Origin of the sequence: Streptomyces sp. NPDC004629, assembly GCF_042873595.1 — a bacterium.
Lineage (GTDB): Bacteria > Actinomycetota > Actinomycetes > Streptomycetales > Streptomycetaceae > Streptomyces.
Genome location: NZ_JBIALO010000058.1, coordinates 1 through 24,510, shown reverse-complemented (window position 1 = coordinate 24,510; position 24,510 = coordinate 1). Strand labels below are relative to the sequence as shown.

Sequence of the window (24,510 nt, the reverse complement as noted above, 5' to 3'; positions counted from 1 at the left end):
CCTCAACGCGTTCCAGATCGCCTTCGAGGGCCGCCTGACCCCGAGAAACAACTGACCATCAACAACCAAGATCAGCCGTTAAATTGACACACCCCAACAAGGTGGAGGCGTTCAACGGATTCTGTGACTGGGTGCGGTTCGGGCAGGGGGGAGCCGTGGGTGTCGAGGTGGTCGGCGAGCAGGATCAGGGCGTGCAGGACGTCGGCACTATCGGGGCGGCGGGTGAGTTCGGCCAGGAGGGTGGAGATGTGAAGGCTGCTGACGGTGGTGCCCGTCAGGCGGGCCACGTCCCGGATGGGTGTGGTAGTGCCGGCCAGCAGGCAGGCGACGGTGAGGAGTTCGTCTGGTGCGGTGGGCGACAGGACGGCCGCCTGTGTGCCGGGGAGTCAGACGCAGGGCCCAATCGGGCCACAGGGCGGTCGGCAGCATGCCGGCTCGGGCGTCACGGTCGGCCGGGGGCTGGGTGGAGTTGATGGCGGTGCGGTGCCTGTGCCGGACGACGAGCAGGAGGTCTTCGCGCCGTCGTTCGTCCTGCCCGGATCTCGACGAGCTCCGCGGCCCTGCGACGGGCTCCGTCGAATTGCTGAGCCGGCTCTTGGGCTCTCGGCCGTTCGACCTCTCCTACGACGCTCGTCTGCGCTCGATGATCAGGATCGTCCTGCGCGAGGCGAGGTCGCAGGATGACCTCGACCAGTTCGTCGACCGGGACAGCCTCGTGCGGCTCTGGCCCGATCTCGGCCTGCCAGATTGGATCCGAAGGGCGTGGCAGGAGCGCTTCACAGAGCTTGGCGATGGTCAGTCGAGCTAGGCCTTCGTTCAGCTCCCGCGAATTACCAGGACCGCCACGGAACATGGCTCCTCACGTTCCGCATAGTGCTCAAGGCTGCGCAGGCTTTCGCGGCGGCGGAGACCGAGCTGGTCGACCTGTACCTGCGCGGCGGGGAGGAGGAGCTGAGGGCCGAGGCCTTCGAACCGGGAGGACACCATCGCCACGACCTCCTGCGCGAATGGGCTCCGAGCCTCGCTCTCGCCCGGGCCTGGAGCCAGGAGCCTCGCGGGGCCGCCGCGGAGAAGGAGGGCGTCGCCACCACGGTCATGATGACGGTCCGCGTTGCGTCGGCGGCCTGTGCCATGTGTCTCCCACCCCGAGCGGTCATATCCAGGGACGGTGTCGCCCTCGTCACCGCACCGGCTGGGCCCCATCGTATGTTCGATCGTCCGGCTTCGCTGCACTGCGCCGTGGTACCCCCGCCGGGCCGGCGTGCGGCCCCGGTGGTGAAGACTGGACCCGGCAGACGCGCGACGACGAGGAGGCCTGCGCATGACACGCCCGATCACGGCAGGGGTCGACGGTAGTGAGGAGAGCCTGGCCGCGCTGGCGTGGGCGGCCCGCGAGGCCGTACGCCGGGACCGGCCGCTGCGGGTGGTGCACGCATGGCGGTTCCAGCTGCACGAGGCGGCCGGGGCGGCGGACCGGGACGCTCAGGCCGGCTGGGCGCGCGGCGCGACCGCGGAGGCGGTGCGCACGGTCACCGAGCGCCACCCGCAGCTGACGGTGTCCGTCGACGTGGTCGAGGGACATGCCGTCGAGTCGCTGGTCGCCGCCGCGGCCGACGCGGAGTTGCTGGCGCTCGGCTCGCGCGGGCAGGCAGCGGTCGTCGGGTTCCTGCTCGGCTCCGTCGGACAGCAGGTGATCGCGGAGGCCGCGCGGCCGGTCGTGCTGGTGCGCGCCGACGACCGGGCCGGCGCCGAGGCGGCCGGCCGGGAGGTGGTCGTGGGCCAGCAGGGCAGCCCGGAGGACAGTGCCGCCGCCCTGGGGTTCGCGTTCGAGACGGCCGCGGCCCGCCGGGCCGCGCTGCGCGCGGTCCGGGCCTGGACCCTGCCGCCCGTCTTCGCCTACAGCCCGGGTTCGATGAAGCTCCTCGACGACGCCGGGGGTCTGGAGCCGTACGAGAGGGAGGCGCTGGCCGCCGCGCTGGCGCCGTGGCGCGAGCGGTTCCCCGACGTCCCCGTCACCGAGCACGTCGAGATGGGCAGCGCGGGCCAGGTGCTGCTGTCGGTCGCCGCGGGGGCCCAGCTGATGGTCGTGGGACGCCGGGCCCACCGCACACCGGTAGGCGCCCGCATCGGCTCGGTCGCCCACGGCGTACTCCACCACGCCCCCTGCCCGGTCGCCGTAACCCCCCAACCCTGACTACACACGTTCTCGCCAGCGCCCCGTAAGGGCGCGGTGAACGACGCGCCCAGCCCCCGCGCCGCCGCAGCCGAACAACGACCCACCCCCTGGGGCGCTGCCCGGATGACACACGTGTCCCGGCAGCGCCCCGCAGGGGGCGCGGTGAACGGCGCGCTCAGCCCCAATCCGGCCGCGCCGGATGACACACGTGTCCCGGCAGCGCCCCGTAAGGGGCGCGGGGAACGGCGCGCCCAGCCCCCGCGCCGCCGCAGACGAACGACGACCCAACCTCCGCAGCGCCCAGCGCCAGCGGCACCGCAGCCGAACGACGACCACACACCCCCGGCCAACCCAGCGGAGCGTCACGGTTCCAGCGACGCCCGAGCCCCCGGCAGCACATTCGCGATGTAATCGGCGACCGCCGTGTCCAGCCCGATGTCATGCTGCGCCCGCTCCGACAGGAACCACCGGTGTTCGAGCAGTTCGTGGTAGATCTCCGCGGGATCCATCGCGCCCCGCAGCTGCGGCGGCACGGCCCGCACCGTCGGCCGGAACACGTCCCGCACCCAGCGGTGGGCCAGCACCTCCGTGCTGGCCGCGAGGGGGTCATCGGGCGCGTAGTCCTCCTGGGTGGCCATCCAGCTCTCCAGGTCGTTCAGCAGCCGGCGGGCCTGGTTCTCCTCGGCGTCCAGGCCGGTCAGGCGCAGCAGTTGCCGCTGGTGGTGGCCCGCGTCGACGACCTTGGGCACGAAGGTGACGGAGTCGCCGTTCGAGGAGTGCTCGATCTGCATCTCGGCCACGTCGAAGCCGAGGTCGTTCAGGCGGCGGATGCGGCGCTCGATGTAGTGGTACTTGCCCGCCGGGTACACGGAGGTGCGGGTCAGTTCCTCCCACAGCCCGTCGTAGCGGGTGCAGATCTCGTGGCCGAACTCGACGGGGTCGACGGAGGGGTGCAGCGCCCCGGACGCCTCCAGGTCCAGCAGTTCGCCGCTGATGTTCACACGGGCCAGGTCGAGGTCGTACTCCCGCTGCCCGGGGCTGAGCCGCGGGTGCAGGTCGCCGGTCTCGGCGTCCACCAGGTAGGCGGCGTAGGCGCCCGCGTCGCGCCGGAAGAGCGTGTTGGACAGCGAGCAGTCGCCCCAGGCGAACCCGGCCAGGTGCAGCCGCACCAGCAGCACGGCCAGGGCGTCCATGAGCCGGTGCATGGTCTCCGGCCGCATGGTCGTCTCGAACATCGAGCGGTACGGCATCGAGCCGCGCAGGTGCCGGGTGACCAGCACCGATTCCAGCGGCTGCCCGGCGCTGTCGGTGCGGCCGGTGATCACGGCCAGCGGGTCGACGGCGGGGATGCCGAGCCGGTCCAGGTCGCGCAGCAGCTCGTACTCGCGCAGCGCGGGCCGCTCCGCAAGCTCCTTGACGGCGATGATCTCGGTGCCGGCCCGGGCGTAGCGCACCACGTGCCGGGAGATGCCGCGGGGCAGTGGCACGAGGTGTTCCTCGGGCCACTCCTGAAGCGGCAGGCTCCAGGGGAGTTCGAGCAGGAGCGCGGGATGCTCCGGGTTGGTGGCGCTGATCTGCATGGCCATGGCATGAACCCTACGGCCTGGCGGGCCCGGTTCTGCGCGCCCGGTCCCGTGCCTGCTCGGCGGCCTCGCGCACGGACCCGCGGTGCACCGGCCCGTGGCCCGGCAGCAGGATGTCCCCGTCGAGCCCCGCGATCAGCTCCAGCGAGTCCACCGTGCGGGTCCGGGCGTGGTCGAACATGACCGGCAGCAGCTGGGGCCCGTGCAGCCGGGAGGTGCGGTGGCCGCTGACCAGGGCGTCGCCGGAGATGACGATGCCGAGGTGGGGCAGGTGGTAGACGGTGTGTCCGTCGGTGTGGCCGGGGGTGTGCACCGGGACCGGCCGGCCCGGCAGGTCCAGCGGGCCCGCGGTGGGGAACGCCTCGGGAGCGCTGACCGGGTGCTGCTGGGTGCCCCCGACGCGCAGCACATGCACGAGCCACGGCACGACGCCCGGCCGCCAGGTGTTGCGCAGTACCGCGCCCACGGACACCTGCTGAAGGAACTCCCGTCGGGCGTGCGGGACTTCGGCCTCGTGCAGCAGGACCGGGGTTCCGTAGGTGCTGCGCAGATACTCGGCCGAGCCCAGGTGGTCGTTGTGCGCGTGGGTGATCAGCACGGCCGCGACCGCCTCGGGCTTGCTGCCCACGGCGGCCAGGGAGTCGAGGACCAGCTGCCGGTCCCCGGGATAGCCGGTGTCCACCAGGGTCGCCGTGTCCCCGTCCGTGAGGATCACCCAGTTGGTGTCGCTGCCGTGCACCAGGTAGGCGCCGTCGGCGACTTGGCGTACGTCTGCCCGCATGATCTCCCCGAGTCCTGAGTGTGCTGCCCGACGGCTGACAGCCAACCAGACGTTCCGGCCGCCGCGGGGCGCGGGGTAGCGGAATGCCGAGGTCACCGTACGCCGTGCGGCCGGAACTGGACGCTGATGCGCGGCCCGGTGGCGCGCGTCGTCTTCGGCACGCAGTGTTCCCAGGTCCGCTGGCAGGAGCCGCCCATCACGACGAGATCGCCGTGGCCGAGCGGGCGGCGGACCGAGGGGCCGCCGCCCGCCGGGCGCAGCAGCAGGTCCCTGGGTGTGCCCACGGAGAGGATCGCCACCATGGTGTCCTCGCGGGCGCCCCGCCCGATCCGGTCGCCGTGCCAGGCGACGCTGTCCCGGCCGTCGCGGTAGTAGCACAGGCCGGCCGTGGTGAAGGGCTCGCCCAGTTCGCCGGCGTAATGGCGGGAGAGCGCGTCGCGGGCCTCGGCCAGCACGGGGTGCGGCAGCGGGGTGTCCGGCCCGTAGAAGGCGAGCAGCCGCGGCACGTCGACGACGCTGTCGTACATCGTGCGCCGCTCCGCGTGCCACGGCACGTCCCGGGCCAGTTGCCCGAACAGCGCGTCGGCCCCGCTCAGCCAGCCGGGCAGCACGTCGATCCAGGCGCCCGTGCCCAGCTCGGTCCGGAGCGCGCCGTCGAGGGCGGCGAGCCGCAGTTCGTCGGTCTGGTCGAACAGGGAGCCCTGGAAGTGCGTGGCCATGGCCCCAGCGTAACCCGTGAATCGAAAATGTGTTCCCATGATCGCGGGCTGCGCACACCGGTGCGCGGCGCTCCTCCTCCCACCGTTCTTCCCCACCCCTTTCGATACATCGGCGTATCCGATACATTCGCGCATCGAACGGAGGTCCGGTGGTGACGCAGCAGACGGCGGGGCGGATGACCCGGCGCCGGGTACGGACCCGGGCCAGGCTGCTCGACGCCGCGTTCACGGTGTTCGCCGCAAAGGGGTTCGGCCGCGTCTCCATCGAGGAGGTCTGCGAGGCCGCCGGCTTCAGCAGGGGCGCCTTCTACTCCAACTTCGCCACCCTGGACGAGCTGTTCTTCGCCCTCTACCGGGAGCGGGCCGAACTCATCGCCGAGCAGGTGGCCGACGCGCTGGCCCTCGACGGCCCGGGGCTCGACGTGCCCGCCGCAGTGGCCCGGGTCACCGAGGTGCTGCTGCTGGACGTGGACTGGCTGCTGGTCAAGACGGACTTCCTGGTGCACGCCGCCCGCCGCCCCGCCGTGGCCCAGGCGCTCCTCGACCACCGGGCCCGCCTCAGAGGGGCCATCGCGGACCGGCTGACCCGGGCCGCGGGCCGCACCGCGCTGCCCGCCGTGCTCGGCGGTGCCGACGGCGCGGCGCACGCCGTGGTCGCCGCCTACGACGGAGTCACCACCCAACTGCTGCTGGAGAGGGACGTGGACGCGGCCCGCGCCTGGCTCGGCCACCTGCTCACCGCGCTGCTGACCGACGGCAGCACCACCCCGCACGAGTCGTAGAGGGAAGGGAACGCACGCCATGGACGCGGACGTCATCGTCGTCGGAGCGGGTCTCGCCGGCCTGGTCGCGGCGCACGAACTCACCAGCCGGGGCAGGCGCGTTGCCCTGGTCGACCAGGAGAACGCCGCCAACCTCGGCGGCCAGGCGTACTGGTCCTTCGGCGGGCTCTTCCTCGTCGACTCCCCGGAGCAGCGGCGCCTCGGCATCAAGGACTCCCTCGACCTCGCCTGGAACGACTGGCAGGGCAGCGCGCGGTTCGACCGGCTCGCCGACGAGGACTCCTGGGCGGCGCGCTGGGCCCGCGCCTACGTCGAGTTCGCGGCCGGCGAGAAGCGGTCCTGGCTCCAGGGCCACGGCATCTCCCTGCTGCCCACCGTCGGCTGGGCCGAACGCGGCGATCTGCGCGCCGACGGGCACGGCAACTCCGTGCCGCGCTTCCATATCGCCTGGGGCACCGGCACCGGCGTCGTCGAGCCGTTCGCGCGCCACGCCCGGCAGGCCGCCCGGGACGGACTGCTCACCTTCCACCACCGCCACCGGGTGGACGAACTCGTCGTGGAGGCGGGACAGGTGACCGGGGTACGCGGCACCGTCCTCGCCCCCGACGACGCGCCCCGCGGGGTCGCCTCCAACCGCGACCGGAGCGGTGACTTCGCGCTCACCGCCCAGGCCGTGATCGTCACCAGCGGCGGCATCGGCGCCAACCACGACATGGTGCGCCGGTTCTGGCCCGAAAGGCTCGGCACACCCCCCGCACACCTGGTCACCGGCGTCCCCGCCCATGTCGACGGACGGATGCTCGACATCAGCGCACAGGCGGGCGCGCGCCTGGTCAACCGGGACCGCATGTGGCACTACACCGAGGGCCTGCGTAACTGGGACCCCATCTGGCCCGGACACGGCATCCGCATCCTGTCCGGACCCTCCCCGATCTGGCTGGACGCGCTCGGCCGCCGGCTGCCCGACCCCTGCCTGCCCGGCTACGACACCCTGAGCACCCTCAGGCACCTGCGCACCACCGAGGACCTCAAGGACCACGACCACTCCTGGTTCGTCCTCACCCGGAAGATCATCGAGAAGGAGTTCGCGCTGTCCGGCTCCGAGCAGAACCCCGACATCACCGCGAAGGACCGCAAGGCGGTGCTGCGCGACCGGCTGCTCGGCAAGGGCGCCCCCGGGCCCGTGCGGGACTTCGTGCGCCACGGAGCGGACTTCGTGACCGCCGACACCCTGGAACGGCTCGTCGAGAAGATGAACGGCCTCACGGAGCGGCCCCTGCTCGACCCCGCCGCGGTGCGCCGCCAGATCGAGGCGCGTGACCTGCAGATCGACCACCCCTACGGCAAGGACTCCCAGGTGCAGGGCATCCGCAACGCCCGCCGCTACATCGGGGACCGCCTCGGCCGGGTCGCCGTCCCGCACCGCATCCTCGACGCCGCCGCGGGCCCGCTCATCGGCGTCAAGCTGCACATCCTCACCCGCAAGACGCTCGGCGGCATCCAGACCGACCTGGACTCCCGCGCCCTGGGCGCCGACGGGCAGCCCGTCGGCGGGCTGTACGCGGCAGGAGAGGTGGCCGGGTTCGGCGGCGGCGGCGTCCACGGCTACAACGCGCTGGAGGGCACCTTCCTCGGCGGCTGCCTGTTCTCCGGCCGCGCAGCGGGCCGGGCCGCGGCACGGCAGACGGGGTGAGCGAGCAAGCGAGCCGGTCGTGCGGGGCGCCGGGTCAGTCGCTCAGGAGCGACGCCAGGACCGCGGCATGGCCCTGCTGCGGGTTCTCGGAGGCGGTGAGCAGCGTCACCGGTCCGGTGCGCGCCGAGGCGCGCAGTCCGTCGAGCAGCGCGGCGGCCTCCGGCTTCTCCAGTTCGGCCGCGTAGCGGCGGCCGAACTCCGCGTAGTCGCCGTGGCCGGCGTGGTACCACTGGCGCAGCCCGGCGGACGGGGGCAGGGTCCTCGGCCACTCGTCGATCCCGGCGGCGTCCTCGGCCAGGCCGCGCGGCCACAGCCGGTCGACCAGCACCCGCAGACCGTCGTCGGGCTCGGGCGGTTCGTAGACGCGACGCACACGTACGCTCACGATCGGGGACCTCTCTGCGGGCGCGGCCGGTGCGGCGAGCGTACGGTGACGAGACCGGCCGACCGGTGGACGACGCGGCACGACTTGCCGCGAACGTGGGCGATACGGGCGAAATCGCCTCTAGTCTGTGGCAGATCGATGTCGGCCATCCCTCCCAAGGAGCGCATGTGACGCCACCCCCGCAGCAGGGCGCAGGACGACGCACCACGGTGCTGCGCCGCGAGGCCGTCCTCGCCACCGTCCCCGTCGCCATGGCGGCGCTGCTCGGCGCCGCCGGACCGTCCGCGGCAGGCTCGCCCGGAGCGTCCGGCCTGGGCGACCCCTACTTCCCGCTCGCCGGCAACGGCGGATACCACGTCCAGCACTACGACCTGACGCTCCGTTACGACACCGAAGCCCGGCACCTCGACGGCACGGCCGTCCTCACCGCCCGCGCCACGCACGAGCTGTCCAGCTTCGACCTCGACCTGAAGGGGCTGACCGTCACCGGCGTCGTCGTCGACCGCGAGACCGCGGACGTCAGGCGCAACGGCCAGGAACTGGTCGTCACCCCGCGCCGGGCCCTCGACAAGGACCAGGAGTTCCAGGTCAGGGTCGACTACAACGGCACGCCCCAGCCCCTCATCCAACCGGACGGCACCCAGGACGGCTGGATCCACACCGACGACGGCGCGTTCGTCGCAGGCCAGCCGCAGGGCTCGATGACCTGGTTCCCGGCGAACAACCACCCCCTGGACAAGTCCTCGTACGACTTCACGATCACCGTCCCCGAGGGGCGCACCGCCGTCGCCAACGGCGTCCTGCTCGGGCAGAGCACCGCCGGCGGCCTCACCACCTTCCGCTGGCGCCAGAGCGAGCCGATGGCCGCCTACCTGGCCACGGCCTCGGTCGGGAAGTTCGAGGTCGAGCGGTACACCACCGGCGACGGCATCCAGGTGTACAACGCCGTCGACCCCCGGGAGGCGAAGGCATCGGCGTCCGTCCTGAAGAAGCTGCCCTCCGTGCTGGAGTGGGAGAGCAAGCTGTTCGGCCCGTACCCGTACCGGGCGGCGGGATCGATCGTCGACCATGCCCCGCACGTCGGGTACGCCCTGGAGAGCCAGAGCCGGCCCGTCTACGACTCGGCACCCGACCTGGCGACCTTCGTCCACGAGATCGCCCACCAGTGGTTCGGCGACTCGGTCGCCCTCACCTCCTGGAAGGACATCTGGCTCAACGAGGGCTTCGCGAGCTACGCCGAGTGGCTCTACGACGAACAGCACGGCGGCGACACCGCGCAGGAGACCTTCGACGAGCTGTACGCCAGCCCCGAGGACGACGACCTGTGGGACATCCCGCCGGGCGACCCGGGCAGCGGCGACAACCTCTTCGAGGACCCGGTGTACGACCGTGGCGCGATGACCCTGCACCAGCTGCGCAAGGCCGTCGGCGACGCCGCGTTCTTCCGGATCCTGCGTGCCTGGCCCACCCAGCACCGCGACGGGCACGGCACCACCGAGGAGTTCGTGCGGCTGGCCGAGCGGGAGTCGGGGAAGGACCTGAAGAGCCTGTTCCACACGTGGCTGTACACCAAGGGGAAACCGGGCGCTTCGCTGTAGGGGCCGTGGTTGCGGGGCGCTGCCTGACGAGTTCCTCACATGTGTCGGCGAAGGTCGGCATATGACCCGACGCCGAAACACCGCCTAGGATCCGCCGCGTGTGCGCACATGTGCTGGTCGCCGAGGACGACGAGATGCAGGCCGAACTCATACGCCGCTCCCTGCTGGCGGAGGGTCACACCGCCACGGTGGTGCACGACGGCGCCGCCGCCCTGGACGCGGCCCGCCGGCTCGCGCCCGACCTGGTGGTCCTGGACCTGATGCTCCCGGTGGTCGACGGGTTCGGGGTGTGCCGGGCGCTGCGCGGCGGCGCGCCGGACACCGCCGACATCCCCGTGCTCATGCTCACCGCCCGTTCCGCCGAGGACGATCTGCTGCTCGGTCTGGAACTGGGCGCCGACGACTACCTGACCAAGCCCTACAGCCCGCGCGAGCTGATGGCCAGGATCCGGACCGTGCTGCGGCGCAGCGGCCGGGGCGTCGGCGTGCGCGAGGACCCCGCCGTCCGCGCCGCAGGCGTCAGCGTCGACCCGGTGCGGCACGAAGTGCGCTGCGACGGCGTGCCGGTGGAGTGCACCCCGGCCGAGTTCCAGATCCTGCTGGCCATGGCCGCCGAGCCGGAACGGGTCTTCTCCCGGCGGCAGTTGCTGCAGGCGACCCGCGGCTTCGACCGGGCCTCCACGGAACGGGCCGTCGACGTGCACATCATGAACCTGCGCCGCAAGATCGAGGCCGACCCGCGCCGGCCGGTGCGGCTGCTCACCGTGTTCGGGGTGGGCTACAAGCTCAGCGGCGGCCGGCCGTGAAGGGCCGGATACCGCTGCGCAAACGGCTGCTGGTCCGGCTGCTCATCGCCTCGGTGCTGATCGCCGTGTGCTCGGTCGCCGCGACGGCCTGGCTGGCCGTGACCACCACCACCAGTGCGCTGCGCGAGGAGCAGGGCCAGGACCTGGCCGCCGACACGAACATCCTGGCCAGGCTCAGCGGGTACGCCGCCACCCACCCCGACTGGAAGGACGTCCGGCACACCGTCCGCGAGCTGGCCGCGAAGACCGGCCGGCGCATCGCCCTGACCACCCCGGACCGGGTCCTGCTCGCCGACTCCGCGCCCCGCGGCACCCCGCTGCCGCCGCGGCCCGCCGCCTCCGTCGACCCGCTGCGCACCGACACCTACACCGAGCCCGGGGCGCAGCTCAGCGGCCTGGACCCGCGGGCGGTGGGCCCGTACCGGCTCACCGCCGAGGAGCGCGAACGGCTGGACGCCGTAGCCGACAAGCAGCGGGCCTGCTTCGAACGCCTCGGCATCCGGACCAGGATCGAACGGACCCCGGCCGGGCGGCCCTTCGTCACCGCCGCCGACGGGACGGCGACGACCGGCTACTTCCAGGACCGGTGCGGCTATCCGTCGGCCATCGCGACCGCCACGGAACACAAGGCGCTGACCGCGCTCACCGGAGGCACCAGCGCCTGCCTGGCACGCAAGGGCATGAACCCGGACCTGCCGCTGTACCTGATGCTGGACCCCGGCAGCGGCGGCACCTTCGACCGGTTCCTCGTGAAGTACGCCGGGGCGGCCGACGGCAAGGGGATGCGCCTGGTGCAGGGCTGCGTGGACAGCGCCCGCCGCGCCCAGCTCGACCCGTACGTCGCCCCCGTGGCCGAGTTGTTCCTCGGCCTCGGCGACCAGACCACGCCCCGCTTCGACATGTCACCGGCGAACAAGGCCAAGGTCGTCGGGGTGGCCTCGCTCGTGCTCGCCGTCACGGTCGCCCTGACCGCCGCGGTCGCCACCCGGCTGGTACGGCCGCTGCGCGCGCTGACCGCGGCCGCCCAGCAGCCGCCCGACCGGCATGTGCGGGTTCCGGTGACCACGCGGGACGAGACCGGGATCCTGGCGGAGGCCTTCAACGACCTGACCGAGCGACGCGCACGTCTTGAGGCCCAGCGCAAGGCGATGGTCAGCGACATCGCCCATGAACTGCGCAGTCCGCTCACCAACATCCGCGGCTGGCTGGAGGTCACCCGGGACGGCCTCGTCGAGCCCGACCCGGCCCTGCTCGACGCCCTGCACGAGGAGGCGCTGGTGCTCCAGCGCGTCATCGACGACCTCCAGGACCTGGCCGCCGCCGACGCGGGCACGCTGCGCCTGCACCGTGAGCCCGTCGCTGCCGGCGACCTGCTCGACCAGGTCGCCGCGGCGCACCGGGTGGCCGCCGACGCGGGCGCGGTCACCCTGCGCACCGGGTCCGACGGCGACCCGTGGCTGGACGCCGACCCGGTGCGGATGCGGCAGGCGCTCGGCAACCTGGTCTCCAACGCGCTCAGGCACACACCCGCCGACGGGACCGTGACCCTGACCGCGCGCCGGGACGGCGACGAGGTCGTGCTCACCGTCGCCGACACCGGTCACGGCATCGCCGCGGACGATCTGCCGCACGTCTTCGACCGGTTCTGGCGCGCGGAGAAGTCCCGCAGCCGGCGCACCGGCGGCAGCGGCCTCGGCCTGCCCATCGTCCGCCATCTGGTCGCCGCCCACGGCGGCACGGCCGGCGCGGCGAGCGAGCCCGGACAGGGCGCCGTCTTCACCCTGCGCCTGCCCGGCATCCCGCCGCCCCGGGACGGCTGACACCCCCGGGACCGCCCCGCCGACGGTGGCTCGTCGAAGGTGCGCCACGGGGTGGCCGAGGCCGACCCGTGGCGCAGTGCTGCCGACTGCGGGCGCCGGCCCGGCGCTCGCCGCCCGTCGCCACCGGCCCGCGTCCCCGGTCCGGGCTCCAGCACTCAGCGCACCGCCCGAGCACCGGCGGCGCCGCCGCCGACCGCGGCGGTCACTGTTCGCGCATGCCCCACGGGGCGCCGTACGCCGTCAGCAGGTCCAGGAACGGTCGGGGCGGGAACGCCTCCGGGCCGAGGACACCCGACCCCGACCATGCACCGGTGGCGAGGAGTTCGAGCGCGACCACGGGGTTGACCGCCGTCTGCCACACCACGGCCTGGCACCCGTACTCCGCCATGGTCCACTGGTTGTCGACCACGTGGTACAGATACACCTCGCGCGCGGCGCCGTCCTTGGTGCCGCGCACCCAGGTACCCGCGCAGGTCTTGCCGTGCAAGCGCTCGCCGCCGCGTACGTGGCGCATCCGCAGGCGGCGCTGCTGACCGCGAACCGGGTCACCGGCCGCGCGCACGAACTCGCCGCCGACGAGGCCGTCCTGGACATCCTGCGGACCGCCGGCTTTCCGGTCGCCGACACCGTGCGCGTCTATCAGGCGTTCATCGACCAGACGCTGGCCTTCGCCGCCCTCGACGCCGCGTCCCTGGCGCTGCCGAGCGACTTCCAGCGGGCCGACGAGGCCACATGGAGTTCCCTCTACGCCCGGCTGCCCGCCACCACGCACCCGCGCATCGCCGAAGCGGCCCCCTTGCTGGCCACGCGCATGCTCACCAGCGCCTGTCCGGTGGCCCTGGACATGCTGCTGGACAGCGCGGCCCACCACCTGAGCGTCCTTCCCGAAGCGGACCGGGACGCCTCAGCGCTCCGCTGGATGTGCCGCGCCGCGCTGCTCGTCACCGGATTCTGAGACGATCGGGCACACCGTTTCGGCGGGCACGGCCGGTGCTGCCATAGTGAAGCCCGAATCGAAAGATGTAACGAGCAACCAGGAAGCCCGTGGACACGAGCGAGAGCACCGACGGCAGCGCCGCCGCACGGTCCGACACCCCCGGCACGGCGGCACGGCCGTCAGGCCGCTGGCGCCGCTGGGCGATGGACACCCGCCCCCTGCGTCGCCCCGCCTACCGCAGGCTGTGGTCCTCGACGATCGTCACCGCGGTCGGCAGCCAGCTCACGGCCGTCGCCGTGCCCAAGCAGATCTACGACATCACGCACTCCTCCGCCTGGGTCGGCTACGCGAGCCTCGCCGGGCTGCTGCCCATGGTGGTGTTCGCGTTGTGGGGCGGCGCGGTCGCGGACACGGTGGACCGCCGCAGACTGCTGCTGGTGACCAACATCGGCATCGCGGTCACCTCGCTGCTGTTCTGGGCGCAGGCCGTCGCCGGTATGGACTCGGTGGTCGTCCTGATGGTCCTGCTCGCCGTGCAGCAGGCGTTCTTCGGTCTCAACTCCCCGGCGCGCAACGCCTCCATCGCCCGGCTCGTGCCCGCGGAGGAACTGCCCGCGGCGAACGCCCTCGGCTCGACGGTGATGCAGACCGGCCTGGTGGCGGGGCCGCTGCTGGCCGGCGCGCTGATCCCGGTCGTCGGTCTGCCCGAGCTGTACCTCATCGACGCCGTGGCGCTGTGTGTCACAGTGTGGGCGGTCGCGCGGCTCCCGGCGCTGCCGCCGCTCGGCAAGGCGGCCGCCCGACGGGCGGGACTGCGGGAGGTCGCGGCCGGCTTTCGCTACATCTCCCTGCACAAGGTGCTGTTGCTGTCCTTCCTCGCCGACATCGTCGCCATGGTGTTCGGCATGCCCCGCGCCCTGTTTCCGCAACTGGCCGCGGAGACCTACGCCCCGTACGGCGAGGGTCTGGCGCTCGGTGTGCTGTTCGCCGGGATCCCGGTCGGTGCGGTGCTCGGCGGGCTGTTCTCCGGCACGTTCTCCCGGGCACGCCGGCACGGCTGGATGGTCATCGGCGCGGTGGTCGGCTGGGGCGTGGCCGTCGCGGGCTTCGGGCTGAGCCGCAACCTATGGATCGCGCTGGCGTTCCTCGCCGCCGCGGGCGTCGCCGACATGGTCTCCATGGTCTTCCGCGGGGCGATCCTGCTGTCCGCCGCCACCGACGAGATGCGCGGGCGCATGCAGGGGGTGTTCACGGTCGTCGTCGCGGGCGGCCCGCGCCTGGCCGATGTGCTGCACGGCACTGCGGGCTCCGCCTTCGGGCCGCGCGCGGCCGTCGTGGGCGGCGGCCTGCTCGTGGTCGCGGTGATGCTGGTTCTGGCCGCGGCGGTGCCCGCGCTGCGCCGCTACCGAGGCTGAGGCGCTACAGCGCGCTGCGCCGGTGCAGCGTGTACTGCTCCATGAGCTTGCCCCGCGTCAACTCCAGGCGGTGGGCGAGGATTTCGGCGACGGTCCGCACCAGCGACAGCCCGAGCAGCGGGTCCTCCACGCTGAGCGCGAGCACCGCGGAGGCGTCGTACTCGTAGGCCCGTACGAAGCTGAACGCCACGGCGCCGAAGTCCCAGGTGTACGGCGGGAAGAGCCACGACCAGCCGAGCAGGTCGCCCGCGCCGAGGCTCGCCACCGTCACCCGCTGATGGGTCGTCACCTGCTGGTCGAGGTTGACCGCGCCCGACCGGATCACCCAGAACCGGTCGGCCGTGCCACCGGCCTCGAAGATCCTGGTGTCCTCGGGGAAGGACACCTCCCGCGCCAGCTCCATGAGGCGCTCGCGCTGCGGTTGCGGGAGGGCGGTCAGCAGTTTTATCGCTTTGGTCATGGCGCAGGGCTCCTCGCGGGCCGGGGATTCCGGAGTTCTCCCTACGCCCATTTCAGCCGCTGCCGCCGCCCCGGGCACCTCGGGGGCGGAGAATCGCGCGGGATCCGGCCCGGCGGGCGGAACAGAGCCCTGGCTGGACGGGGGTAACCGGCCAGGGCGGTACCTGGTGGGTCAGGCAGGACCGGCGCGGTCGACTGCTGTCCCGTTGTGGATGAACGGTAAACCATCCCTGGGGTGCTCGGGCGCCAGAGACCGGGTCGCGTGACCTGTTTCACTGTTCCGGCCGGGGCCCGGCGCGGCGGAGGCCGCACGCCGCCTCCGGCTCGCGGCCTTGGTCCGTGTTTGTTCCCCCAGCGCAAGGGCAGACGGAGTGTCGTGCTCCGAGGCGCGCCCAACGGGAGCGGCACGACCCCCCTCCCCGAAACCACTGTCCAGGAGCGATAACCGCATGCTCACCCAACTGTCCACAAGCAAGCGGCCCCACGACGACGCCCCCGACACGGCGGCCCTGTTCGCCCGGCTCGCCGAGTCGGCAGACGGCCCCGGGCGCGACGAAGTGCGCGAGGAACTGGTCACGGCCTGGCTGCCCATGGCCCACCGGATCGCCGGCCGGTTCCGCGACCGCGGCGAGTCCGTCGAGGACCTGCGGCAGGTGGCCGCGCTCGGCCTCGTCAAGGCCGTCGACCGGTACGACCCGGCCCGCGGGCCCTTCGAGAGCTACGCCGTGCCCACCATCACCGGAGAGATCAAACGGCACTTCCGGGACCGGATGTGGGCCCTGCGGGTGCCCCGTCGGGTGCAGGACCTGCGCAACCGGGTGCGCCTGGCCCGCCGTGAACTCACCCAGCACCCCGGCGCCACCGAACCCTCGGTCGCCGACATATCCCGCCACACCGGTCTCACCGAGGACGAGGTCGGCACCGGCCTTGAGGCCCTGGAGAGCTTCAGCACCCTGTCCCTGGACGCCGAGCCGGCCCCCGACGGCGGGGGACACCCGCTCGCGGACGTCCTCGGCGCGGCCGACGCCTCGTACGACGTCGTCGTCGACCGCGAATCCGCCAAGGAGGGCCTGCGCCGGCTGCCCGAGCGGGAACGGGCCATCCTCTACATGCGCTTCTTCGAGGACATGACCCAAAGCCGTATCGCCGACCGCCTCGGCATCTCCCAGATGCATGTCTCGCGTCTCATCAGCCGCAGTTGCGCCCGCGTCCGCGACGAGGCACTCGGCAGGCGCGGCACCGGCGGCCCGGCGCCCCACTGAACCATCGTCGCACCGCCCCCATGTGGCGTCCCGTGTTCACTTCGTGTCGCGCGCGACGGGCACCCGCAGCGGCCGGGCCAGACCCACCACCGCCTCGTCCAGCCGTTGCAGGTGACGCAGCACCCGGTCGGTCACCTGCCCGTAGCGCGGGGTGGCCGGCGTGCCGGGCCGCAACAGTGACGCGATGCTCGGGCCGGTCTCGACCTCGGCCGCCGCCTGCCCGTCCCTGACCAGCGCGGCGATCGCCTCGATGTTGTGCACGATCCGGCTGCCCGCTCCGCGCAGCCGCGGGTCCGCCGCCATCGACGGCTTCGACGGCAGCAGCACGGCGGTGGCCGCCAGGGACCTGGCGTGGTAGGCGCATGTCTCCAGCAGCGCCACCACATAGCGCGCGGTGTCCCTGCGCGAGCGCAGCGGCGTGATCGGGTGGGTGAGCGGCTGCGCCGAGGCACGCAGGTCCGCCAGCGCCTGGTCCAGCTCGCGCGCCCGGTCCAGCAGGTCCACCGGGGGCGCCCCGCTCAGCTGGTCGACCGCGGACCGCGTGACGTCCGCCAGCCGGTCCAGCACGGTGACCAGCAGTTCGTTCGTACGGCGGTCCGTGGCCACCGGCAGCACCACCGCCGCCGCGATGATCCCGCAGGCCGCGCCCAGCGCCGTCTCCTCCACCCGCAGCACCAGGACGGCCAGGCTGTAGGTGTTGAGCAGGGTGTACAGCAGTCCCAGCATCGCCGTGACGAAGAACGACATCAGCGTGTAGGACAGCGGGGCCGTGTAGAACATCGCGAAGATGAACAGCAGGACCAGCGCGAACGCCGTCCACGTGTGGTGGCCGACCAGACCCGCGAGCCCGATGCCCGCGACCACACCGAGGACCGTGCCCAGCAGCCGGCGGTAGCCCTTCACCAGGATCTCGCCCGTCGACGCGGTGTTGATGAACACGATCCAGCAGGTCAGCACCGCCCAGTACCAGCGCTGGCTGGACAGCAGCTCACCGCCGACGATGGCCAGCGCCGATCCCACGGCCACCTGCACGGCCGAGCGCGTGGTGGGCCGCCGCAGCCCGGTGGGCGCCGCCTCGCCCGCCGCGCGCTCCTCGCTGCCGCCGATCGCCGCGTCCTCCGCGTCCAGCTCCTCGCGCGAGCGGGTCGTCGCGGGCGCGTCGTCGGACTCGTCCGGCGGCCCTTCCAGGGCGATGCGCAGCCCGAGGACGGCCCGCGCGGCCTCGCCGAGGCCCCGGAAGACGTCCTGCACGGCGGGCGACGCGTGCGGCAGGTTCTCCTCCTCCCGGTAGCCGAGCAGCCGGTTGCGCACCCGGGACAGCGCCGTCCCCCGGTCAGCGCCGACCGGCCGCAGCACCAGCAGGCGCAGCGCCTGAAGATCCCGGCGCAGCGCCGTCATCGTCTCGTCCCGCACCGGCTGTGCGACACCCGAGGGCGGCGGCGCCCCCGGCAGATGCAGGGTGAGCGTGTTCGCGCGCTCGGCGCTGCGTGCGGTCAGCAGCATCAGACCGAGCCGTTCCGCGGCGATCTCGGCCTCCGCGATGCGCCGCTGGAGCAGTCCCGCCACCGCCTCGTCCGAGGTGCCGTCCGCCAGCCGGCCCTGGATCATCAGCGCGCTCTCGTGCAGCCGCGCGGTCCTCACCCGGACCACTTCCAGGGCCTTGTCCATGTCGTCGGGGCCGGCGTCCAGCAGGTCGATCTGGGCCGCGACCAGCTGGGCGAGCCGGGCCCGGAAGGCACGGCGCAGCCGGTCCAGGATGCCCGCCGGCGTCTGCGCCACCAGCACGAACCGGGCCACGGCGCTGCATCCGAAGGCCAGCACGAGCGTCCCGTACAGGCCGGGCAGCAACGGCACGGTCGCGCGCACGAAGAGGGAAAGGAAGTAGACCTGGAAGCCGATCAGGCCGAGCGCCGTGCCCCGGTCGCCGAACCGGCGGCCGTAGACCGCGGCGAAGATGAGCGCCACGAAGAACAGGTCACCGAGCACGACGCGGGTGTTCAGCAGCGCGCCGAGCGACAGGGAGACCAGCGCCACGGGCAGGCCGAGCGCCAGCGTCACGGCCTGCTGGTCGCGCCGCTTCTCACGGATGGCGAAGGTGGCGACCATCGCCGCCATGGCCCCGGCCACCAGATGGGTGACACCGGCCCGCAGCAGCGCCAGGACGAGCAGGGTCAGGGCGATGGCCGTCACCGTGCGCAGCCCCGCGGTGAGCCGGAGCAGCCCGGGGTCGGAGGCCGCGAGCCGGTCCCACGGCTCCGCCCGCACCGACCGTTCCGCTGTCCTCACGCCGCCGCGCTCTCTCCCGTGTCACGTCGTGATCCGCGACATGATCTGCGACCCAGCATGGCACGGCCACGGTCCGCGCCGGACGCCGGTACCGGCCTGATGCCGGACCCCTGATGCGGCCCTGACGCCGGATGCCGGTGAGGCCGCCCGCCGGCCCGGCGCGAACCGGGTGCCGGTGCCCGGCTCAGTCCGCCGGGCTGTCCAGGGCCCGGCCCGCCACATGCGCCCGCACCTGGTCGGGCGTCAGATACGCGTTGGTGTACTCGAAGTCCTTGAGCTTCGCTGGGCGGCGCGCCTGGAACCCGGTGCGCACGAAATCGTCGCCGCCGACGGCGTTGAGCAGCCAGTTGGTCATGACCCGGGTCTTGGCGACGTTGGTGCGCAGCGCCGACCAGTGGTAGCCGCGGGCGACGGCCTGGGCGGGCAGACCGCGCAGTTCGACGCCCAGCGGCTTGGAGACGGCGTCCCGGCCCCCGAGGTCGACGACGAGCCCGAGGTCACGATGCGCGTACGGGCGCAGCGGCTGGTTGCGCAGCGTCGCGATGACGTTGTCGGCGACCCGCTTGCCCTGACGGATGGCGTGCTGCGCGGTGGGCGGGCAGACCGCGTCCTCCTCGGGCTTGGCCTGGTCCGGGACGGCGGCGGCGTCGCCCAGCGCGAACACCCCGTCGTGCCCCGGCAGGGTCATCTCCGCGGTGACCGCGAGCCGCCCGCGCACGGTGTCCGCGCCGAGCGTCGCGATCAGCGGGCTGGCGACGACTCCGGCCGTCCAGATCAGCGTGTGGGTGGGCACCACCCGGCCGTCGGTGAAGGTGACCTCCCGCGCGCCCGCCTTCGCGATCGACATCCCAAGGGAGATCTCGATCCCGCGCCGGCGCAGGATCTCCTGGGCGCTGCGGCCGAGCTTGTCGCCCAGCTCCGGCATCAGCCTGGGCGCGATGTCGATCAGGTGCCACTTGATCAGAGACGGGTCCAGGCGCGGGTAGCGGCGCAGGGCGGCGTGCGTCAGGCGTTGCAGACAGGCCGCGGTCTCGGTGCCGGCGTAGCCGCCACCGACCACCACGAACTGGAGCCGCGCGGCGCGCTCGGCGGGGTCGTCGCTGGCGTCGGCGAGGTCGAGCTGCGAGATGACGTGGTCGCGCACATAGGCGGCCTCCGCGAGGGTCTTCATGCCGTAGGCGTGGTCGATCAGGCCGGGAATGTCGAAGGTGCGGGTCACACTGCCCGGGGCGAGCACGAGATAGTCGTACGGTTCGTCGACGACCTTGTCGGTGATCGTCTGGACGACGCACACCTTGGCCCTCAGATCCACGCCGATGGCGCCGCCCGGGATGATCCGGGTGCGGTACCTCCTGCTGCGGCGCAGCGACAGCGCGATCGACTGGGGCGTCAGCACGCCGGAGGCGACCTGCGGCAGCAGCGGCATGTAGAGCTGGTACGAGTACGGCGTCACCAGCGTGACGTCGGCCTCGTCGGGGGCCAGCTTCCGCTCCAGGCGGCGAACGCACTCCACACCGGCGAAGCCTGCACCCACCACCAGGATCCTGGGTCGTGTCACGGTGTCCATCCCTTCCGCGGCTCCGGGCGGGTCCGGTTCGACGCGTTCCCCCGCCCCGGATCGCTGCTGCGCATCCCATCGATCCCACCGTGCCCCGGGTGGTTCCGCCACCGGGAGCGGCAGGCGGTCGAGCGCGTGGGCACCGTCTGCCCCGCCGGGTACCGGAGTAACCCGTGCGCCGCCCGGCATGCCGACCGACGGCCGGCCGCACCGGTGCACGGACCGCCGCCGGGGCGCCTGTGACGGTCCGGGCGGGGCGGGGTCCGGCGGTCTGGGCGAGTGGGCCACACGGAGGCCGCGGGGACCGTAGAGTGCGCGCCATGGCGCAGACACGGCCCGGACCGGGCTTTCGTACGCACGGCGGCGAGTCGGCCGACGTGGCGTCCCCGACCGGCGCGCTCGACGCGCAGGATGCCAACCCGGGGGTGCGGCGGCTGCGTGCCTGGGCCCACGAGGCGCTTGCCGTCAAGGGCGGCGAGCGGGCGCTGGACGTCGGCGCCGGAACCGGCTCGCAGACCAGGGAACTGGCCGCCGCGGTCGGCCCCGACGGCCATGCCCTGGGCGTCGAACCGGACCCCGGGCTGCGCGCGGTCGCCGAGGAGCGGTCCGCCGGCACCCGGGCCCGCTTCGCGCACGGCGACCCGCTGGCCCTGCCCGTACCCGACGCCTCGGTGGACGTGGTCTGGTGCGAACGGGTCCTGCAGCACCTCGCCGAGCCGGACCGGGCGGTCGCCGAGATGGCCCGGGTGCTGCGCCCCGGCGGTCGGGTGGCGCTGCTGGACACCGACTGGGCCACCACGGTCCTGCACCCCGGAGACCCGGAGATCACGCGGGCACTGGCCTCGGGCGCCCTCACCGGCGTCGCCAACCCGTACTCGGGGCGCCGGCTCGTCGGCCAGGTCACCGCGGCCGGCCTCGTGGTCGACGACCGGGGCTGCGCGGCCCTGTTCCAGGACCACCGGTCGGTCGCCTGGCCGATCATCGGCATGCTGGGCGATTCGGCGGTGCGCCGCGCACTGCTCACCGAGGCCCAGCGCGACGCCGCGTACGCCACGCTCGCCGAGGCGGCCGAGCGGGGCGGGCTGCACATGTCCGTGACGATGTTCGGCGTGGTCGCGCACCGCCCCGGGTGACGCCGTGCCGCGCGCACGGCCCCGCCCGCCCGCTCACCAGGGCAGGAAGGCGTGGATGTCCTTGCCGCCGTCGGTGACCACCACACTGACCTGGTCGCACAGCGTGTCCACGAGCCGCCACCCGACGCCGCCGCCACCCGTGCGCGGGGTGAAGGGCCGCGGCTCTGGGCACACGGTGCTGGTGTCGTGCATCGTGATGTGCACACCGTCGAACGTGCGGCGCATCCGCAGGGCGAACGGCCCCGGCGCGTACTGCACGGCGTTGGCGGCCAGCTCCGTGACCACCAGCAGGATGTCGTCCCAGTACTCGGGCGCGGACGGCGGGGTCCTGCGAGCGAGATCGCCGAGGAAGTCCTGCGCCGCGAGCCGGGCACCGGTCACATTGCGCAGGTCGCCCGGGAAGGAGACCCAGCGGTCGAAGGCCTCCTCCGAGAGGGGTGTGTTGTTCCGCCGTCGTCCGGTCGCCATTGTCATCCCCAGCGCCGTGTGAACCGGACTGCCGTCCCGGTCTTTCTCTCCTTGGGCTGGGTTCCCGCGCGCGGGAAGGCTACGCCTCCCGATCACCGGAACACGTTGTCCGAGTCGTCCCAGTCGGCCGGCTCCTCCGGCGGGCGCCGCAGCGCGTCCGGGCGTGCCTGGTACATCGCGTCGATCTCGGCGGCGTAGTGCCGGGCGATGGCGTCCCGGCGCAGTTTCATCGACGGCGTCAGCAGCCCGTTGGACGTGTCGAACGGCGTGGGCAGCACCCGGTGCACCCGGATGGACTCGGAGCGTGACACGGCGCTGTTGGCGGCGGCCACGGCCCGCGTGATCTCCTCCCGCAGCGCGTTCTCCTCCCGCGCGTCCCGGCCGGGCGCGTCGCCCTGCAACGCCGGCGCCGACCGCCAGTGCGCGAGGAACTCCGGGTCCAGGGTGATCAGTGCACCCACGCACGGCCGGTCGTCGCCCACGACCACCGCCTGGTGGACGAGGGGATGCATGCGCAGCCGCTGCTCCAGCGGGGCCGGCGCCACGCTCTTGCCGCTGCTGGTGATGATGATGTCCTTCTTGCGGCCCGTGAGGGTCAGATAGCCCTCGGAGTCCAGCCGCCCGAGGTCCCCGGTGGCCAGCCAGCCGCCGCGCAGCGCCGCCCGGGTCGCCGCCTCGTCGTTGACGTAGCCCTGGAACACCGACGGGCCGCGCACCAGGATCTCCCCGTCCTCGGCGATCTGGATCCGGGTGCCCGGCAGGGCCTGGCCCACGGTGCCCGACTTCTCCCGGCCCAGCGGCTGCATGGTGATCCCGCCGCCCGACTCGGTCAGTCCGTAGCCGTCGTTCACATAGACGCCGATGCCCTCGTAGAAGAGGGAGAGTTCCCGGCTGAGCGACGAGCCGCCCGAGGTGCCGCGGATCACCCGGCCGCCCAGCGTGGCCCGCAGCCTGCGGTACACCGTCCGCTCGTACAGGGCGTGCTGGAGGCGCAGGTCGAACCCGGGGCCGGCGCCCGTGCCCAGCCGCCGCCGCTCCTCGGCCGCGGCGAAGTCCCGTGCCGTCCGCGCCGCCCGCTCGAACAGCGCGCCCCGGCCGGCCTGCTGGGCCGCGCGCAGGAAGTTCTTGTACAGCTTCTCGAACAGCGACGGCACCCCGTAGAAGTACGTGGGCCGGAAGGTGCGCAGCGCCGACGCCAGCGCCGCGTCGGTCATCTCGGGCTCGTGGCCCAGCAGGATCCCGCCGCGCAGACACAGCACCTGGATCATGAGCCCGTACACATGTGAGAACGGCAGGAAGGCCAGCACGGACGCCTGCTCGCCCGGCGGCGCCGCCGTGTGCGCCCAGCCCGCGAGCAGCGTGTCGCACGGATACGCCAGGCTGCGGTGGCTCAGCGCGCAGCCCAGCGGGCGGCCCGAGGCGCCGGAGGTGTAGGCGACGACCGCGGTCGAGTCCGGCAGCACGATCCGGCGCAGCGACTCCACGGTGGTCAGCGGGATGACCGCGCCCCGCTCCACGAGCTGCGGCAGCGCGTCCGTGTCCAGCTGCCACACGTGCCGCAGCCGGGGCAGCCGCGCGCACAGGGTCCCCACCGTCATGACGCCCTGTTCGTCCTCCACCAGCACGGCCACGCAGCCGGCGTCGCGCAGGATCCACTCGACCTGCTCGCGCGAGGAGTGCGGATGGATCGCCACGATCTCCGCGCCCACCGTCCACAGGGCGTGGCCGAACACGGTCCACTCGTAGCGGGTGCGGGCCATCACGGCGACCCGGTGGCCCGGGGAGATCCCGCAGGCGACCAGGCCCTTGGCCAGGTCCACCACCTCGTCCCGCAGTTCGACGGCCGTCACCCGCCGCCATCCGGCCGGGGCGTCGTCCGTGCGGCGGGCCAGCACCGGCAGGGCGGGGTCGCGGGCCGCCGTGTCGAAGACGGTGTCGGCGAGCCCGCCGGTCAGGTCAGGGGCGAGGTCTGGAGCAAGGGCGAGGTCGCGCATGCACTGCTCCTGGTATGCACGGAGGGTGACGCCGTCGAACACCTTTGTGGCCGACGGTGCTCGAATCTAGCCCAGGCGAGCGCGATTGGGGTCAGGATCGGGGAACTGATCGGATCGGTCCGCAAAAGCCGGCACCAGCCACACCGTGGCGAGCGGCGGCAGGGTGAGACGCAGCTGCCCGTCCTGCGGCACGAGGAGCCCCCGCTCGGTGACGTCGCCGCCCCCGTAGCGCGCGCTGTCGGTGTTGAGCGCCTCCCGCCACGCGGGGACGCCCTTCGGCACGGCGAGCCGGTAGTCGTGGCGGACGACGGGGGAGAAGTGGGACACCGACAGCAGGGGCGTCCCGTCGGCGTCGTACCTCAGGAACGCGAACACGTTGTCATCAGCGGCGTCGGCGGTGATCCACCGGAAGCCGGTGGGGTGGGTGTCGCGCTGCCACAGGGCGGGGGTGGCGCGGTAGACGGTGTTGAGGTCGCGGACGAGGTCGCGGATGCCGCGGTGGTCGGGTTCGGCCGGGTAGCCGGGGTCGAGCAGCCACCAGTCGGGGCCGTGTGATTCGGACCATTCGGCGCCCTGGGCGAACTCCTGTCCCATGAAGAGGAGTTGTTTGCCGGGGTGGGCCCACATGAAGGCGAGGTAGGCGCGGTGGTCGGCG

The 24,510-nt window shown here is 73.1% G+C and carries 22 protein-coding genes; 11 read left to right on the top strand and 11 right to left on the bottom strand.

The window, feature by feature from the left end; genetic code table 11:
* Nucleotides 1-71: 71 nt before the first annotated feature.
* On the bottom strand, nt 72-287 hold the full coding sequence (locus ACFYTE_RS41155) for a hypothetical protein (RefSeq protein ID WP_388722238.1): 216 nt from the start codon (nt 285-287) through the stop codon (nt 72-74).
* A 356-nt stretch (nt 288-643) separates the two neighbouring features.
* Here ACFYTE_RS41155 and ACFYTE_RS41150 point away from each other — a divergent pair, with 356 nt between their 5' ends.
* On the top strand, nt 644-808 hold the full coding sequence (locus ACFYTE_RS41150; RefSeq protein WP_388722236.1) for a hypothetical protein: 165 nt from the start codon (nt 644-646) through the stop codon (nt 806-808).
* Between the two features lie 513 nt (nt 809-1,321).
* Nucleotides 1,322-2,194 carry a universal stress protein gene (locus tag ACFYTE_RS41145; protein ID WP_388722235.1) on the top strand — a complete coding sequence of 291 codons (873 nt, stop codon included), beginning with the start codon at nt 1,322-1,324 and terminating at the stop codon, nt 2,192-2,194.
* A gap of 344 nt (nt 2,195-2,538) precedes the next feature.
* Here ACFYTE_RS41145 and ACFYTE_RS41140 read toward each other — a convergent pair whose 3' ends face one another.
* The 3 genes from ACFYTE_RS41140 to ACFYTE_RS41130 all read right to left on the bottom strand — a co-directional run bounded on the left by ACFYTE_RS41140 (nt 2,539) and on the right by ACFYTE_RS41130 (nt 5,259).
* On the bottom strand, nt 2,539-3,762 hold the full coding sequence (locus ACFYTE_RS41140; RefSeq protein ID WP_388722233.1) for a DUF4032 domain-containing protein: 1,224 nt from the start codon (nt 3,760-3,762) through the stop codon (nt 2,539-2,541).
* Nucleotides 3,763-3,772: 10 nt separating this feature from the next.
* Nucleotides 3,773-4,540 carry an MBL fold metallo-hydrolase gene (locus tag ACFYTE_RS41135; RefSeq protein ID WP_388722231.1) on the bottom strand — a complete coding sequence of 256 codons (768 nt, stop codon included), beginning with the start codon at nt 4,538-4,540 and terminating at the stop codon, nt 3,773-3,775.
* Nucleotides 4,541-4,632: 92 nt separating this feature from the next.
* On the bottom strand, nt 4,633-5,259 hold the full coding sequence (locus ACFYTE_RS41130) for an alpha-ketoglutarate-dependent dioxygenase AlkB (RefSeq protein WP_388722229.1): 627 nt from the start codon (nt 5,257-5,259) through the stop codon (nt 4,633-4,635).
* A 176-nt stretch (nt 5,260-5,435) separates the two neighbouring features.
* Between ACFYTE_RS41130 and ACFYTE_RS41125 the strand changes: the two genes are divergently transcribed.
* Nucleotides 5,436-6,041 carry a TetR/AcrR family transcriptional regulator gene (locus ACFYTE_RS41125; protein WP_388722244.1) on the top strand — a complete coding sequence of 202 codons (606 nt, stop codon included), beginning with the start codon at nt 5,436-5,438 and terminating at the stop codon, nt 6,039-6,041.
* Nucleotides 6,042-6,060: 19 nt separating this feature from the next.
* Nucleotides 6,061-7,734 carry an FAD-binding dehydrogenase gene (locus ACFYTE_RS41120; RefSeq protein ID WP_388722227.1) on the top strand — a complete coding sequence of 558 codons (1,674 nt, stop codon included), beginning with the start codon at nt 6,061-6,063 and terminating at the stop codon, nt 7,732-7,734.
* A gap of 34 nt (nt 7,735-7,768) precedes the next feature.
* Here the strand turns inward: ACFYTE_RS41120 and ACFYTE_RS41115 are convergent, their stop codons facing one another.
* Nucleotides 7,769-8,119 carry a DUF488 domain-containing protein gene (locus ACFYTE_RS41115; RefSeq protein WP_388722225.1) on the bottom strand — a complete coding sequence of 117 codons (351 nt, stop codon included), beginning with the start codon at nt 8,117-8,119 and terminating at the stop codon, nt 7,769-7,771.
* Nucleotides 8,120-8,370: 251 nt separating this feature from the next.
* On the opposite strand from ACFYTE_RS41115, the gene ACFYTE_RS41110 reads away from it, so the two are divergent.
* From ACFYTE_RS41110 to ACFYTE_RS41090, 5 genes are all read left to right on the top strand, one after another.
* Nucleotides 8,371-9,717: a M1 family metallopeptidase gene (locus ACFYTE_RS41110; protein ID WP_388722242.1), complete on the top strand. Its 1,347-nt coding sequence runs from the start codon at nt 8,371-8,373 to the stop codon at nt 9,715-9,717.
* A 98-nt stretch (nt 9,718-9,815) separates the two neighbouring features.
* Complete coding sequence (locus tag ACFYTE_RS41105; RefSeq protein WP_388722223.1) at nt 9,816-10,523, top strand: response regulator transcription factor; 708 nt, start codon at nt 9,816-9,818, stop codon at nt 10,521-10,523.
* Nucleotides 10,520-12,343 (top strand): sensor histidine kinase, encoded by a 1,824-nt coding sequence (locus ACFYTE_RS41100; RefSeq protein WP_388722221.1) that lies wholly within the window; start codon nt 10,520-10,522, stop codon nt 12,341-12,343. Before ACFYTE_RS41105 ends, ACFYTE_RS41100 begins: the two co-directional genes overlap by 4 nt.
* A 205-nt stretch (nt 12,344-12,548) precedes the next feature.
* A complete protein-coding gene (locus tag ACFYTE_RS41095) occupies nt 12,549-13,298 on the top strand; it encodes a TetR/AcrR family transcriptional regulator C-terminal domain-containing protein (protein WP_388722240.1) in 750 nt (249 codons plus the stop codon).
* Between the two features lie 89 nt (nt 13,299-13,387).
* Nucleotides 13,388-14,695, top strand: coding sequence for an MFS transporter (locus ACFYTE_RS41090; protein ID WP_388722219.1), 1,308 nt, complete (start codon nt 13,388-13,390; stop codon nt 14,693-14,695).
* A 4-nt stretch (nt 14,696-14,699) separates the two neighbouring features.
* Here the strand turns inward: ACFYTE_RS41090 and ACFYTE_RS41085 are convergent, their stop codons facing one another.
* Nucleotides 14,700-15,155 (bottom strand): cyclic nucleotide-binding domain-containing protein, encoded by a 456-nt coding sequence (locus tag ACFYTE_RS41085; protein WP_388722217.1) that lies wholly within the window; start codon nt 15,153-15,155, stop codon nt 14,700-14,702.
* A gap of 448 nt (nt 15,156-15,603) precedes the next feature.
* Here ACFYTE_RS41085 and ACFYTE_RS41080 point away from each other — a divergent pair, with 448 nt between their 5' ends.
* A complete protein-coding gene (locus ACFYTE_RS41080; protein ID WP_388722215.1) occupies nt 15,604-16,416 on the top strand; it encodes a SigB/SigF/SigG family RNA polymerase sigma factor in 813 nt (270 codons plus the stop codon).
* A gap of 36 nt (nt 16,417-16,452) precedes the next feature.
* On the opposite strand, the gene ACFYTE_RS41075 is transcribed toward ACFYTE_RS41080, so the two are convergent.
* Nucleotides 16,453-18,702: an FUSC family protein gene (locus ACFYTE_RS41075; RefSeq protein ID WP_388722213.1), complete on the bottom strand. Its 2,250-nt coding sequence runs from the start codon at nt 18,700-18,702 to the stop codon at nt 16,453-16,455.
* 184 nt (nt 18,703-18,886) lie between these two features.
* Nucleotides 18,887-20,269, bottom strand: a complete 1,383-nt coding sequence (locus ACFYTE_RS41070; protein WP_388722212.1) for an NAD(P)/FAD-dependent oxidoreductase — start codon at nt 20,267-20,269, stop codon at nt 18,887-18,889.
* A gap of 311 nt (nt 20,270-20,580) precedes the next feature.
* Here ACFYTE_RS41070 and ACFYTE_RS41065 point away from each other — a divergent pair, with 311 nt between their 5' ends.
* Nucleotides 20,581-21,393 (top strand): methyltransferase domain-containing protein, encoded by an 813-nt coding sequence (locus ACFYTE_RS41065; RefSeq protein ID WP_388722210.1) that lies wholly within the window; start codon nt 20,581-20,583, stop codon nt 21,391-21,393.
* Nucleotides 21,394-21,426: 33 nt separating this feature from the next.
* Here the strand turns inward: ACFYTE_RS41065 and ACFYTE_RS41060 are convergent, their stop codons facing one another.
* From ACFYTE_RS41060 to ACFYTE_RS41050, 3 genes are all read right to left on the bottom strand, one after another.
* A complete protein-coding gene (locus tag ACFYTE_RS41060) occupies nt 21,427-21,861 on the bottom strand; it encodes an ATP-binding protein (protein ID WP_388722208.1) in 435 nt (144 codons plus the stop codon).
* Between the two features lie 92 nt (nt 21,862-21,953).
* Nucleotides 21,954-23,855 (bottom strand): AMP-dependent synthetase/ligase, encoded by a 1,902-nt coding sequence (locus ACFYTE_RS41055; RefSeq protein WP_388722206.1) that lies wholly within the window; start codon nt 23,853-23,855, stop codon nt 21,954-21,956.
* Nucleotides 23,856-23,921: 66 nt separating this feature from the next.
* A partial coding sequence (locus ACFYTE_RS41050) for an alpha amylase C-terminal domain-containing protein (RefSeq protein ID WP_388722204.1) occupies nt 23,922-24,510 on the bottom strand: 589 nt, incomplete at its 5' end.